General features: G+C 73.0%; 12 protein-coding genes. 9 read left to right on the plus strand and 3 right to left on the minus strand.

All coding sequences use genetic code 11. The features are described 5' to 3' along the window. The first annotated feature begins 157 nt into the window (after positions 1-157). The 8 genes from NL142_RS01635 (at position 158) to NL142_RS01670 (ending at position 7,661) form a co-directional block, all read left to right on the plus strand. Positions 158-1,444 (plus strand): ABC transporter substrate-binding protein, encoded by a 1,287-nt coding sequence (locus NL142_RS01635; RefSeq protein WP_435080701.1) that lies wholly within the window; start codon positions 158-160, stop codon positions 1,442-1,444. Beyond that, entirely contained in the window at positions 1,441-2,391 is a 951-nt protein-coding gene (locus NL142_RS01640; RefSeq protein ID WP_435080702.1) for a carbohydrate ABC transporter permease, read from the plus strand. The genes NL142_RS01635 and NL142_RS01640 overlap by 4 nt, the downstream gene beginning before the upstream one ends. Continuing rightward, entirely contained in the window at positions 2,388-3,293 is a 906-nt protein-coding gene (locus tag NL142_RS01645) for a carbohydrate ABC transporter permease (protein WP_435080703.1), read from the plus strand. The genes NL142_RS01640 and NL142_RS01645 overlap by 4 nt, the downstream gene beginning before the upstream one ends. A gap of 108 nt (positions 3,294-3,401) precedes the next feature. After that, the gene (locus NL142_RS01650) at positions 3,402-4,409 is read left to right on the plus strand and encodes a LacI family DNA-binding transcriptional regulator (RefSeq protein ID WP_435080704.1); all 1,008 of its coding nucleotides are present in this window, start codon (positions 3,402-3,404) and stop codon (positions 4,407-4,409) included. Between the two features lie 67 nt (positions 4,410-4,476). Next, on the plus strand, positions 4,477-4,644 hold the full coding sequence (locus NL142_RS01655) for a hypothetical protein (RefSeq protein WP_435080705.1): 168 nt from the start codon (positions 4,477-4,479) through the stop codon (positions 4,642-4,644). Between the two features lie 109 nt (positions 4,645-4,753). Then, positions 4,754-5,803 carry an ABC transporter substrate-binding protein gene (locus tag NL142_RS01660; protein ID WP_435080706.1) on the plus strand — a complete coding sequence of 350 codons (1,050 nt, stop codon included), beginning with the start codon at positions 4,754-4,756 and terminating at the stop codon, positions 5,801-5,803. A 65-nt stretch (positions 5,804-5,868) separates the two neighbouring features. After that, entirely contained in the window at positions 5,869-6,894 is a 1,026-nt protein-coding gene (locus NL142_RS01665; protein ID WP_435080707.1) for a FecCD family ABC transporter permease, read from the plus strand. Continuing rightward, positions 6,891-7,661 carry an ABC transporter ATP-binding protein gene (locus tag NL142_RS01670; protein WP_194683656.1) on the plus strand — a complete coding sequence of 257 codons (771 nt, stop codon included), beginning with the start codon at positions 6,891-6,893 and terminating at the stop codon, positions 7,659-7,661. The genes NL142_RS01665 and NL142_RS01670 overlap by 4 nt, the downstream gene beginning before the upstream one ends. Here the strand turns inward: NL142_RS01670 and NL142_RS01675 are convergent. From NL142_RS01675 to NL142_RS01685, 3 genes are all read right to left on the minus strand, one after another. After that, positions 7,658-8,707: a LacI family DNA-binding transcriptional regulator gene (locus NL142_RS01675; protein WP_435080708.1), complete on the minus strand. Its 1,050-nt coding sequence runs from the start codon at positions 8,705-8,707 to the stop codon at positions 7,658-7,660. The two genes, NL142_RS01670 and NL142_RS01675, sit on opposite strands and share 4 nt — an antisense overlap. Positions 8,708-8,880: 173 nt before the next feature. Next, complete coding sequence (locus NL142_RS01680; protein ID WP_435080709.1) at positions 8,881-10,110, minus strand: Gfo/Idh/MocA family protein; 1,230 nt, start codon at positions 10,108-10,110, stop codon at positions 8,881-8,883. Between the two features lie 207 nt (positions 10,111-10,317). Further along, positions 10,318-11,586 (minus strand): glycoside hydrolase family 27 protein, encoded by a 1,269-nt coding sequence (locus NL142_RS01685; RefSeq protein ID WP_435080710.1) that lies wholly within the window; start codon positions 11,584-11,586, stop codon positions 10,318-10,320. Positions 11,587-11,695: 109 nt separating this feature from the next. Between NL142_RS01685 and NL142_RS01690 the strand changes: the two genes are divergently transcribed. Further along, a complete protein-coding gene (locus tag NL142_RS01690) occupies positions 11,696-12,712 on the plus strand; it encodes a LacI family DNA-binding transcriptional regulator (RefSeq protein WP_435080711.1) in 1,017 nt (338 codons plus the stop codon). Positions 12,713-12,727 lie beyond the last annotated feature (15 nt).

The following is a 12,727-nucleotide window of genomic DNA, read 5'->3' on the forward strand; positions in this document are numbered from 1 at the left end:
GCGCGGCGGCGGTGCCGGGCCCTCGTCGACTCGCCCTTGACGAGCAGTACATCGATGCACATAATCTAGTACAACGATGTAGAAGGCGCCATGGCGGCGCGTGCGGCCCTGCGGCCGAGCCTCTCGGGGCCGACACGTCACGGACACGAGGAGCGCGATGAAGCGGACCACGACGAGGCTGGGCGCCGCGGCGACCCTCATGATCACGGGCCTCGCGCTCACCGGATGCTCCGCGGGAGCGGGCGACGCCGACGACGGCACCGTCACGCTCTGGATCCGCGACTACGAGAAGGCGCTCGTCGAGCCGCTCGCGGAGGCGTACAACGCCACGCACGAGACGCAGGTCGAGATCACGCTCGTGCCGTCGCCCAGCTACGTGCAGAAGCTCGCGACCTCCATCGCGGGCGGCGACCCGCCGGACGTGGCCGCGCTCGACCTGGTCTTCACGCCGTACTTCGCGCAGGCCGGCGCGCTCGTCGACATCACCGACCGGGTCGACGCGCTCGGCTACGCCGACGACTTCAGTCCCGCGCACGCGTCCGTCTCGTCGTTCGACGACCGCACCTATGCGGTGCCGTTCACCGGCGACGTCTCGGTGCTCTTCTACAACAAGACGCTCTTCGCCGAGGCGGGTCTCGACCCGGAGGAGCCGCCGACGACGCACGCCGAGATCCGCGCCGCCGCGAAGGCCATCACCGCGCTCGGCGACAGCACCTACGGGTACTCGATCCCCGGCGCGTGCGGCGGCTGCCTCATCTTCGGCTTCACCCCGCTCATCTGGGGCGGCGGCGGCGACGTGCTCTCCGCCGACGGCCGCACCGCGACCCTCGACAGCCCGGAGGTGACCGAGGGCTTGGAGCTCCTCCGCGGGATGTGGACCGACGGCAGCATGCCGTCCCTCGCCCGCACCGACGCCGGCCCGAACACCGCGACCGCGTTCCAGCAGGGGACGGTCGGCATGATCGCCGACGGCACCGCCACCATGGGCTCGCTCGTCGCGGGCGGGACGGTCGACTTCGGCGTCACCCCGCTGCCCGGGAAGGACGGCGGATCCGCGTCGTTCGGCGGCGGCGACACCCTCGCCATCCTCGAGGGCTCGCAGCACGTCGACGCAGCGTGGGAGTTCGTCGAGTGGGCGACGGGCGAGGAGGCGCAGACCATCCTGGCCGAGCAGTCCGTGGTGCCCATCCGCACCGACCTGCTCGACGACGTGTACGTGCCGCAGGATCCGCGCTACGCCGTCTTCGCGGACGCGCTCCGGGTCGGCCACGTGCCGTTCAGCCCGGTCGAGAACGAGCTGTTCAACGACAACAACGGGGTCTGGGTCAACCTGATCTCGCAGTCCGTGTTCGGCGGCGCGATCCCGGAGGCGCAGCGCGAGGCCCAGGCCGAGGCGCAGCGCATCCTCGACTCCGTCGTCTACGTCGAGGAGGGCGAGAAGTGACCGCACCCGTGATCACCCGGCTGGAGGGCGCCGTCGCGTCCCCGGCCCGCAACGCGGTGCGCGACCGTGGCGGCATGGCGAGGAGGCGGCGCCGCACCGGGATCCTGCTGGTGCTGCCCGCGCTCGTGATGCTCGTGACGTTCTTCATCTGGCCGCTCATGCGCACCATCGCGATGAGCACGTACACCTGGCCGTTGCTGGGCAACCGCGCCTTCACCGGGCTCGCCAACTACGTCGAGGCGTTCCAGGACGCCGCGTTCCTCAAGGCCGTCGGCTTCACGCTCGTCTACACGGCGATCGTCACCCCGGTGCTCCTCGTGATCGGCCTCGTGCTGGTGCTCCTCATCCAGCGCCGCACGCGCACCGCCCGGATCTTCCAGTCGATCTTCTTCCTGCCCGTGGTCGTCGGCCTCGCCTCCGCGAGCTACCTCTTCCTCTTCATGTGGCAGCCGGTGATCGGGCCGACGATGAAGGCGCTCGCAGGTGTCGGGCTCGTGGACGTGTCGACGAACATGTTCGGCGGATCCGTGACCGCGTTCCTCGTGGTCGTGAGCATGGTCGCGTGGAAGTCCGCAGGGCTCCAGATGCTGCTCCTGCTCTCGGGCTTCCAGTCGATCCCGCAGGAGGTGAACGAGGCGGCGGACATCGACGGATCCAGCCGGTGGCAGCGGTTCGTCTACATCACGCTGCCGCTGCTGCGGCCGACGCTCGCGCTCGTGCTGGTGTTCAGCGTGGCCGGATCGCTGCTGGCGTTCGACCAGTTCTACATCATGACCGCGGGCGGGCCGGACAACGGCACCATCACGGCGGTCTACGAGATCTACCGCTCCTCGTTCATCCGGCTCGACCTCGGCTACGGGGCCGCGCTCTCCATCATCCTCATGGTCGTCCTCGGCCTCGTCAGCGCAGCCCAGATGCTGCTCCTCCGGAACTCGGACCACGCATGAGCACCCAGGCCCCCACCCGCCCCGCCTCCTCCGTCCCCGCCGACGGCGCGCCAGCCCGGGAGCTCCGGGGACGCGACGCCCGCGGCCTCGGCGCCGTCCGCGCCTCCATGCCGCGCCTCGCCTGGTACGTCGCGTGCGGCTGCGTCGCGCTCCTCTTCCTCTACCCGCTGGGGATCATGCTCGGCACGGCGCTCACGGCGCAGGACGGGTCGGTCGGGCTCGGCAACGTGCAGCGGCTCCTCACGCCGACCGGCGGTCTCGACCTCCTGACGAGCCTCCGCAACAGCGTGTTCGTGTCGCTGCTGGTGACCGCCATCACGGTCGTGGTCTCGACGCTGGCCGGCTACGCGTTCGCGCGGCTGCCGTTCCGGGGGAGCGACGTCGTGTTCTTCGTCGTGCTGATCACGTTCATGATCCCGTTCCAGGCGATCATCACGCCGCTGTTCCTGACGCTCATCGAGCTCGACCTCGACAACAGCCTCGTGGGCCTCGCGCTCGTGCTCGCCACCTTCAACCTGCCGTTCGGGATCTTCCTCATGCGCAACTCCTTCGCCGCCGTGCCCGCCAGCCTCGAGGAGGCCGCTCTCATCGACGGGAACACGCCGCTGCAGGCCATGCGCCGCGTCATGCTGCCCATCGCGATCCCCGGCATCGTGTCGACGGCGCTCCTCACCTTCTTCTCGGCGTGGAACGACTTCTTCGCGACGCTGATCCTCATCACCGACCAGAGCCTGTACACGCTGCCCGTGAGTCTCAACATCCTCTCGGCCGGCCAGAACAACGCGGTCGACTGGGGGCTGATGCAGACGGGCGTCGCCGTGACGGTGCTCCCGTGCGTCGTGCTCTACCTGCTGCTGCAGCGCTACTACGTGGCCGGCCTCATCAGCGGCGCAGTGAAGTAGGGGCGCCACCCGCCCCGCCCCGCATGGCAGGCTGGGGCGGCGCACGCCGCGGCCGGACGAGGATCCGCGGCGGGCGCCCGGACGAGGGGAGAGCGGATGGCGGCCACGATGAGCGACGTCGCGCGGGCCGCCGGCGTCTCCATCAAGACCGTCAGCAACTTCTTCAACGGCTACCCCTACATGCGCGACGAGACGCGGTCGCGGATCGAGGCCGCCGTCGCCGAGCTCGGCTACCGGATGAACGTGTCCGCCCGGAATCTCCGCTCGGGCCGGTCGCGCATGATCGCGCTCGTGATCCCCGAGCTCGACAGCGCCTACCTCGCGCCGCTCGCGCAGGACGTCATCGACGCCGCCGACGAGCTCGGCCTCAGCGTGCTCGTCGAGACCACGGCGGGGCGGCGCGACCGTGAGATCGGCGCGCTCTCGGGCCTGCACCGGCAGGTGCTCGACGGCGTGATCTACGAGCCGCTCGCGCTCCACCAGGAGGACGCGGGCGTCATCGACCTCAACGTGCCGCTCGTGATGATCGGCCAGCGCTTCCTCGAGGGCCTCGCCGACCAGGTGCTCATCGCCGACCGCGACGCCGCGCACGCCGCGGTCGCGCACCTCGTCGAGACCGGCCGCCGGCGCATCGCGCTCATCGGCGTGCGCGACGCCGACGAGCCGTCCGGATCCGCGCTCCGGCAGCGCGGCGCGGAGGAGGCGCTCGCCGCGGCCGGCATCCCCGTCGACCCGCGCCTGCAGGTGGATCCCGGCCCCTGGCGCCGCGAGTCCGGCGCCGCCGCGATGGCCCGCCTCCTCGACGACGGGGTCGAGCTGGACGCCGTCTTCGGCTTCAACGACTCGCTCGCGCTCGGCGCCCAGTGGATGCTCCAGGAGCGCGGCCTCCGCGTGCCCGAGGACGTGGCCGTCGCGGGTCTCGACGACACGGCCGACTCCCGCTTCGCGCAGCCCCCGCTCACCACCGTGTCGCCCGGCCGCCGGGCCATCGCGCGGCGGGCGGTCGAGATGCTGGCCGAGCGGATCGAGCGGGGCGCCGACGCGGGCGCTTTCCGCACCGAGACGATGGGCTTCGAGCTGCTCGTGCGCGGCTCGACGGTGGCGCGCGGGCGCTGATCCGGCCGTCGACGCCCGCTGCTCACGGGGAACGTGCCGGCGCCGACGTCTCGGTATGGTCGTCGCCATGCATCGGAAGCCCATCCCCCTCGGGGTCGCGGTGATGGCGCTGCTCGTCCTCGGCGTGATCTGCTTCTCCCTCGTCCGACCCGCGTGGTCGCTCGTGCTCTACGCCGTCTTCGTCATCGGCCTCGCGCTCGTCTACCGCGTCGTGGCCCGGCGACCGCGGCGGTAGGTCGACCCGGTCGGGGAGACGGGTCGAGCCGGTCGGTGAGGTAAGGCTATGCTTACCGGCGGCCCGGGCTCCCTTCCGGGTCGACGCCGGCCTCGACCCCAGGAGACCCATGCCCCGCGCCCTCGCCCGCCTCACCGCCACCGCCGTGACGGGCCTCGTGCTCGTGGCCCTCACCGGCTGCGGCGCCTCCGAGGAGGTGCCGGCCGCGTCGGTCGCCGAGACCGGCCAGGGGACGACGACCTACCCGCTGACGCTGTCGAACTGCGGCCACGACGAGACGATCGACCAGGCGCCGCAGCGCGTGGTGTCGCTCGACCAGGACTCCACCGAGATCCTGCTGTCGCTCGGGCTGCAGGACCGCATGGTCGGCACGGCGTCGTGGACGGATCCGGTGCTCGACTCGCTGGCCGACGCGAACGCGCAGGTGCCGCGCCTCGCCGACAACGCGCCCACCTACGAGGTGCTCCTGGACGCGGATCCCGACTTCGTCACCGCCTCCTTCGGCCGCCACTACGGCACGGGCGGCGTCGTCACGCGCGACCGGCTCGCCGAGACGGGGATCCCCTCGTACCTCTCTCCCACCGACTGCGACTCCGACATCAGCATCAACGGCGGCGGGCAGCGCACCACGCCGCTCACGGTCGACGCGCTGTACCAGGAGATCCGCGAGATGGCCGAGGTGTTCGACGTGCAGGACCGCGGCGAGGCGCTCGTCTCCTCGCTCCAGCAGCGCGCGGCGGCGGCCACCGACGGCATGGACATGGGCGGCGCGAAGGTCATGTACTGGTTCGCCGACACCAAGACGCCGTACATGGGCGGCGGATTCGGGGCGACCGCGCTCCTGTCCCGGCAGCTCGGACTCACGGACGCCTTCCCCGAGGCGCGCGACGACTTCATCGCGACGGGGTGGGAGAGCGTCGTCGACCGGGACCCGGACATCCTCGTGCTCGGCGACCTCCAGCGGGACCGGTTCCCCGGCGACAGGCTGCAGGACAAGATCGACTTCCTGAAGAGCGACCCGCTCACGCGCGACCTCACGGCCGTGAAGGAGGACCGCATGGTGGCGCTGCACGGCGCCGAGATGAACCCGTCCATCCGCTTCGTCGACGGGCTCGAGAAGATCCGGGCCTGGTGGGACGCGCGCGGGGCGAGGCTCTGAGCGCCGCGGCACCGGGAGCGCCCCGGGCGTCGCGCGCGCCTCTCGCGGGGATCGCCCGCCGGGTCATGCTGCTGCCGCACGCCCTGCGCGTGGCGGTGCTCGTGGTGCTCGGGATCGTCGCGGTCGCTCTCTCGGTGGGCGTCGCCGTCACGCTCGGCCCCGCGGACGTGTCGCTCGTGAACGTGCGCGACATCCTGCTCAACCACGCGGGGTTGGCGCGGATCCCGGTGCGCGTCTCCGAGGACGCCATCGTCTGGCAGGAGCGGCTCCCGCGCGCGCTCGTCGCGGCCGCCTGCGGCGCGGGCCTCGGCCTCTGCGGCGTGGTGCTCCAGTCGCTGCTGCGGAACCCCCTCGCCGACCCGTTCGTGCTCGGGGTCTCCTCGGGCGCGTCCACCGGGGCCGTGCTCATCGGCGTGCTGGGCCTCGGCGGCGGCGCGATCGGCATGTCCGGCGGCGCCTTCATCGGCGCGCTCGTGGCCTTCGGGTTCGTGCTGCTGCTCGCGCGGTTCTCGTCGGGCGGCACGGCGGGCGTGATCCTCGCGGGCGTCGCCAGCACGCAGCTCTTCTCCGCGCTCACCTCGCTCGTGGTGTTCGCCTTCGCCGACTCCGACGAGACGCGCGGCATCACGTTCTGGCTCCTCGGATCGCTCGAGGGCATGCGCTGGGACGAGGTGGGGCTCAGCGTCTCGGTCGTCCTCGTCGGCGCGGTCGTCTGCCTCGCCTACGCCCGCTCGCTCGACGCCTTCGCGTTCGGGGAGGAGGTGGCGTCGTCGCTCGGGATCCACGTGGGCCGCACCCGCACGATCCTCCTGGTCGTCACCGCGCTCCTCACGGCGACGCTCGTGAGCATCGCGGGCGCCATCGGATTCGTCGGCCTGGTGCTGCCGCATGCCGCGCGGCTCGTCTTCGGCCAGCGTCACGCGCGGGTGGTGCCGGCGACGATCGTGCTCGGCGCCGTGTTCATGGTCGGGGTCGACGCGTTCTCGCGGCTCGCGTTCGCGCCGACGCCGCTGCCGGTGGGCGTGGGCACGGCGCTCGTGGGCGTGCCCGTCTTCATGCTGCTGCTGATGCGGAACCGGGGTCGCGCATGACGCTCGAGGCGCGGGGCGTCAGCTGGTCGCGCGGCGGACGGCTGGTGGTCGACGGCGTCACGCTCCAGCCGGCCCCCGGATCCACCGTGGGGCTGCTCGGGCCGAACGGCTCGGGCAAGTCGTCGCTCCTCAAGCTGCTGCAGGGCGCGGCGTCGCCGGACTCCGGCCGCGTGACGCTCGACGGCGCCGACCTCGCGGGGATGCGCCGCCGCGACGTCGCCCGCCGGGTCGCGACGGTCACCCAGCACGGTGAGACCGAGGTCGACATCGTGGTGCGCGACGTCGTGCGCCTCGGCCGCACGCCGTACCGCACGCTGCTCGGCGGCGACACCGCGGAGGACCGCGCGGCCGTCGACCGCGCCATCGCGCACGTGGGCCTCGAGGCGAAAGCCGATCGCGCCTGGCGCACGCTCTCCGGCGGGGAGCGGCAGCGGGCGCACATCGCGCGCGCCCTCGCGCAGGAGCCGCGCGAGCTGCTGCTCGACGAGCCGACCAACCACCTCGACATCCGCCACCAGCTGGAGCTGCTCGCGCTCGTGCGCGACCTGCCGGTCACCACGGTGATCGCGCTGCACGACCTCAACCTCGCCGCGATGTTCTGCGACAGCGTGCTCGTGCTGCGCGAGGGGCGCGTGGTGGCGGGCGGGCATCCGCGCGAGGTGCTCACGCCGGAGCTCATCGCCGACGTCTACGGGGTCCGTGCGCGGATCACGCACGATGAGGCGGCGGGTTGCGCGCGCGTCCTCTTCGACGTGGCGCCGCTCTAGGCGGGGGCGGGGGCGGGGGCGGGGGCGGGCGCCGGCGGAGCCGGGCATCCGCACGACCGGCCGATCACGAGCGTCGGCGTGAACGACGCGTGGTGCGGCGCCCGCTCGGGATCCGCGGCGATGAGGCGCGTCACGGCCTCCTCCGCCATCTCGTCGACCGGCTGGCGGACGGCCGTGAGGCGGGGGGTCGCGTACTCGGCCTCGTCGGTGCCGTCGAAGGACACGACGGCGACGTCCTCGGGGACCCGCAGGCCGAGCTCGCCGATCGCGCGGAGGGCGCCGATCGCCTGCATGTCGGAGCTCGCGAAGAGCGCGGTCGGCCGGTCGGATCCGCCGAAGAGGCGCAGCGCACCGCGGTAGCCGCCCTCGCGGGTGAAGGGCCCACGGGCGATCGGCCCGTCGGCGAGGCCGGCCGCGCGCGTCGCGTCCTGCCAGCCGCGCTCGCGCGCCTCGGTCTCGGCGCCGCCGATGATGAGGCCGATGCGCGCGTGGCCGTGCTCGATGAGGTGCTCCACGCCGACGCGCGCGCCCGCGCGAGCGTCGACGCCCACGGTGTCGACCCCGTCGTGCGCGGCGAACGTGTTCACGAGCACCACGCGCACGCCGAGCGTCGCGAGGTCGGCGGCCCCGCTGCCGTGCTGCATGGTGCTGACGATGACCCCGTCGACCTGGCGGGCCGTGAGCGTGCGGATGAGCGTGCGCTCGGCCCGCGGATCCCCGTCGCTGTTCACGAGGAGCAGCGCGTGGCCGCGGCGGGCGGCGGACCGCTCGACGGCCACGGCCATCTCGGCGAACAGCGGGTTGCCGATCTCCGGCACGACGAGGCCGATCATCTGCGTGCTGCCGGTGCGGAGCGCGCGGGCGCTGGCGTTCGGGCGGTAGCCGAGCACGCGGATCGCGTCGCGCACCCGCGCGGCCGTGGCCTCGGCGACGGGCCGCGGCCCCGCGTTGACGACGTAGCTGACCACCGCGGTCGACACCCCGGCGTACCGGGCGACGTCGGCCCGCGTGACCTGGCCGCGGGGGCGGGGAGCCGAGGTGGCCATGCGCCTCGCTCCTGTCTGCCCGGCCGGGCACCGGCGGTCCGGCGCCGCGCCGGTCGGCGGGATCCCCGCCGGTCGGCGGGATCCCCGTCGGCCAGCGGGATCCTCTGCCGGTCGGCGGGATCCCCGTCGGCCAGCGGGATCCTCTGCCGGTCGGCGGGATCCTGTGGGGGATCCTATTCCGCGGCGTCGGCCGTCGCCCGCGTCGGCAGGTCGGCCGGGGCGTCGCCGAAGTCGCGCACGTCGAGCCGCTCCCCGCCCTGCAGCGCCGAGCGGTGGGCGACGATGCCGGGCATCGTGTACCGCGCGGCGACCCACGCGTTCACGGGCGGCAGGGTGCGGTCGACGACCGCGCGCACGAAGTCGTCCACGAGGAAGTGGTGGCTGCCCTCGTGGCCGCTCGGGACGCCGTGGAACACCTCCGGCAGGCGGTCCTCGTCGTGCACGGGCGCGTATCCGGAGACGAACGCCTCGCGGAGCTCCGGCGCGACGTGCGCGAGCGACGGGTCGTCGAGCGACATGCTCGGCTGCGTCGTGAGCTCGTGCGAGATGTCGGTCACGTCGTGCTTGTCCTGCCAGACGCTCACTGTGGCGATCTGCTCGAGGCTCGCCTCCGTGCCGAAGTAGCGGAAGCGCGACTCGCGGATCTGCGACGGGTAGCCGACGCGGCGCATCTCGTTGATCCGCATCACGCCGCCGTTGTCGAGCTCGAACAGGGCGGTCGCGTTCGAGAAGTCGTTGTCGAACTGGCTGACCTCGCGGTCGAAGACGCCGTCGCCGCGGTCGTCGCGCACGCCGATGCAGCTGACGCTCACGGCGTGGCCGGGGATCGCCCCGAGGACGCCGCCGATGGAGTGCGTCGGGTAGTGCATGGGCGGGTAGCTGGCGGTGCGCTTCCAGTCCTCGCCGCCGCTGTACTGGTACGCGGCGTAGAAGCCGAGGTCCATGTCGTGGACGTAGTCGCCCTCGGCGTAGAAGATCCGGCCGAACGCGCCCTCCGCCACCTTCTTCCGCGCGAAGACCGTGGCGGGGTTGTAGTAGCTGGTCTCGCCCATCATGTAGGTGAGGCCGGTCTCGCGGACCGCGTCGATGATCTCGGCGATCTCCTCCTCGGAGACGGCCATGGGCACGGCCGAGTAGACGTGCTTGCCGGCGCGGAGTGCGCGGACGACGAGCGGACCGTGGGTCCAGCGCTGCGTGAACAGCGCGACCGCGTCGACGTCGGTCTCGAGGAGCGCGTCGAACGACTCGACGGCGCCGTCGAGATGCTCGCGCGCGACGAGCTCCTCGGCGCGCTCGGGGAGCAGGTCGGTGACGAGGACCCGGTCGACGTCGGGGTGGATCTTGAAGAGGGTGGCGAACTGGCCGGCGAACTGCCCGGCGCCGACGATCCCGAGGGAGAGCATGTGCGGCCTTTCGATGGTGAGCGTCGTCGCTCAGGGAAGGGGGGACGCCCCGCCGTGTCGAGGACGGGCGTCTGCGGCAGCGCGTGGGTCGATTCTGCGGCATGGGTTCTACGCGTGTAAACCCCTGTCGGCATCATCGTCAGCGCCGCCGGTGCGGAGGTGAGCGGCTCGACGCCGACCTCGGAGCTATTCGCGTAGATCCGTCCGTCATGCCACGTCGAAGCGCACCACGCGAGAGCCGTGCGCCGGCACGTCGAGCACGAGCGCGTCGCCGTCCAGCTCGACGCGGGCGCCGGTCCAGGCGTCCGTCGCCGTGCCCGCGGCGCCCGGGCGGATCCCGACCGAGGCGAGCGGCACGCGGTGCGTCGCGCCCGCGTCGCCGAGGTGGAAGACCGCGGCGTAGGACGCCTCGGCGTCGGTGGCCACGGCCGTCCAGACCACCAGGTCGTCCTCGCGGATCACCTCGCGGTTGTCCCGGGAGCGCTGGAGGATGCGGATCATCGCGGGCACGGTGAGCAGCGCGACCGTCTCCGGCCGGCTCCGGGGGAGGTCGCCGCCGTACATGAGCGGCGAGCGGGACATGATCCAGAGGCTCATGAGCGTGCGCTGCTCCTCGAGCGCGAGGCGGCTGTCGCGGTCCTCGCCGCGCTCCGCCCGGATCCCGATGCGGCCGAGCGGGAGCATGTCGGCGTCCGCCCACGCGCCCGGCCGCTGGAACGGCGCCCACCTGGCCATGCGGGAGAACTGGTCGAGCACGTCGTCCCACCTGTCCCAGAGGTCGTCGGACACGCGCCACATGGCGGCGTTCTCCCGCAGGTGGTCGAGGTGCGCGGTGGAGAGGTGCGTGCCGGGGGAGAGGCTGAGGACGATGTCGCGCCCGCTCCGCTCGATCGCCCGGTGATACGCCTGGATCTCGCGGTCGTGGTACGGGCTGAGCATGTCGTCCGCCTTGACGAGGTCGACGCCCCAGGCCGCGAACTGCTCCAGCTGCGCGTCGTAGTACGCCTGCGCGCCCGGGACGTCGTGGTCGAGGCCGAAGTTGTCGGGGTTCCACGCGCAGGTGGACGAGGTGTCGGCGACGCGCGCGGCGGTCGTGTCCGTGCCCTTCACCGGGAGGTCGCGCGCGACCGCCAGCCGCGGGATCCCGCGCATGACGTGGATCCCGAAGCGGAGCCCGAGGTCGTGCACCGCCCGCGCGAGCGGCCCGAACCCGGCGCCGCCGGCGGCGGAGGGGAAGCGGTTGACGGCGGGCATCTGGCGCCCGAAGGCGTCGAGCTCGACCGGCGGATCCTCGTTGTAGCCGCCGGCGCGCGCGGTGGGCTCGTACCACTGGATGTCGACGACGACGGTGTCCCAGCCGAACGGCAGCAGGTGCTCGGCCATGAAGCGCGCGTTGGCCATCACCTCCTCCTCCGTCACGGCCGTGCCGTAGCTGTCCCAGCTGTTCCATCCCATGGGGGGAGTGAGGGCGGTCATCGGGGTCCTTCCGTCGGCCGTGCAGGGCGGTGTGCGGGGGGTGCGGCGGTGGGGCGCGGAGTCCGACGGGCACCCGTCGACAGGATCACCGCGGGGCTACTGTCGAGGGATGAGCGAGCCGCGCCGCGCCAAGCTGCCGGGCCTGGCGGACGTCGCCCGTCTGGCCGGCGTCTCGAACGCGACCGTGTCGCGGGTGCTGAACGGCAGCTCGCAGGTGAGCGCCCGGCGCCGCGCCGCGGTCGCGCGCGCGGTCGACGAGCTGGGCTACCGGCCGAACGAGGCGGCGCGCGCGCTGGTCAGCGGCAGGAACCGGCTCGTGGGCGTCCTCGCGGAGGACACGACGCGGTACGGCTTCGCCTCCACCATTCAGGGGATCCAGGAGGCGGCCATCGCGCACGGGCTCCTGGTGACGGTCGCCGTGGTGCGCACCGGGCACGCCGACGACGCCCGCCAGGCGGTCGACCTCCTGCTCCGGCTGCCGCTCGCGGGCGTGGTGGGCATCGAGTTCGACAGCCCGGTCAGCCGCGCGCTCGAGATGCTGCCCAGCGACCTGCCCGTCGCCTCCGCGACGCTCATGGGCACGCACCTCTCCGGCGTGCCGCACGCGCACATCGACGACGAGGTCGGCGCCCGGCTCGCGACCGAGCACCTGCTCGACCTCGGTCACCGCACGGTGCACCACCTGAGCGTCGACCACCCGTCCGAGTCGGGCCGCGGGCGCACCCGGGCGTACCTGGAGACGCTCGCGCGGCGGGGCGCTCCCGCCCCTGAGGTGATCATGACGGGGTGGCACCCGCTCCAGGCCCACGACGCGACGGCGCGCGCCCTGGACGACGGCGTCACCGCGCTGTTCTGCTTCAACGACGAGATCGCGCTGGGGGCGCTGCGCGCGCTGACGGAGCTCGGCCGCCGGGTCCCCGACGACGTGAGCCTGGTGGGCTTCGACGACGCGACCTTCTCGCAGGTGACGTCGCCCGCCCTCACGAGCGTGCGGATGGACTTCCGCGGTCTCGGGCGGGCGGTGCTCGAGCAGCTGGTCGCCCGGATCGAGGACCAGGCCGCCCCCGAGGACGTCGACCTGCCGCCCGAGCTCATCGTGCGCGAGAGCACCGCGGCGCCGCGGTGACGGATCCGCCCCGTG

This window comes from Clavibacter quasicaliforniensis (assembly GCF_051201715.1).
GTDB lineage: Bacteria > Actinomycetota > Actinomycetes > Actinomycetales > Microbacteriaceae > Clavibacter > Clavibacter seminis.

Coding starts and splice junctions, on each gene's coding strand:
- NL142_RS01645 (WP_435080703.1), top strand. CDS start 2,388: ATGAGCACCCAGGCCCCCACCCGCCCCGCCTCCTCCGTCCCCGCCGAC.
- NL142_RS01635 (WP_435080701.1), top strand. CDS start 158: ATGAAGCGGACCACGACGAGGCTGGGCGCCGCGGCGACCCTCATGATC.
- NL142_RS01665 (WP_435080707.1), top strand. CDS start 5,869: ATGCTGCTGCCGCACGCCCTGCGCGTGGCGGTGCTCGTGGTGCTCGGG.
- NL142_RS01690 (WP_435080711.1), top strand. CDS start 11,696: ATGAGCGAGCCGCGCCGCGCCAAGCTGCCGGGCCTGGCGGACGTCGCC.
- NL142_RS01660 (WP_435080706.1), top strand. CDS start 4,754: ATGCCCCGCGCCCTCGCCCGCCTCACCGCCACCGCCGTGACGGGCCTC.
- NL142_RS01685 (WP_435080710.1), bottom strand. CDS start 11,586: ATGACCGCCCTCACTCCCCCCATGGGATGGAACAGCTGGGACAGCTAC.
- NL142_RS01650 (WP_435080704.1), top strand. CDS start 3,402: ATGAGCGACGTCGCGCGGGCCGCCGGCGTCTCCATCAAGACCGTCAGC.
- NL142_RS01670 (WP_194683656.1), top strand. CDS start 6,891: ATGACGCTCGAGGCGCGGGGCGTCAGCTGGTCGCGCGGCGGACGGCTG.
- NL142_RS01680 (WP_435080709.1), bottom strand. CDS start 10,110: ATGCTCTCCCTCGGGATCGTCGGCGCCGGGCAGTTCGCCGGCCAGTTC.
- NL142_RS01655 (WP_435080705.1), top strand. CDS start 4,477: ATGCATCGGAAGCCCATCCCCCTCGGGGTCGCGGTGATGGCGCTGCTC.
- NL142_RS01675 (WP_435080708.1), bottom strand. CDS start 8,707: ATGGCCACCTCGGCTCCCCGCCCCCGCGGCCAGGTCACGCGGGCCGAC.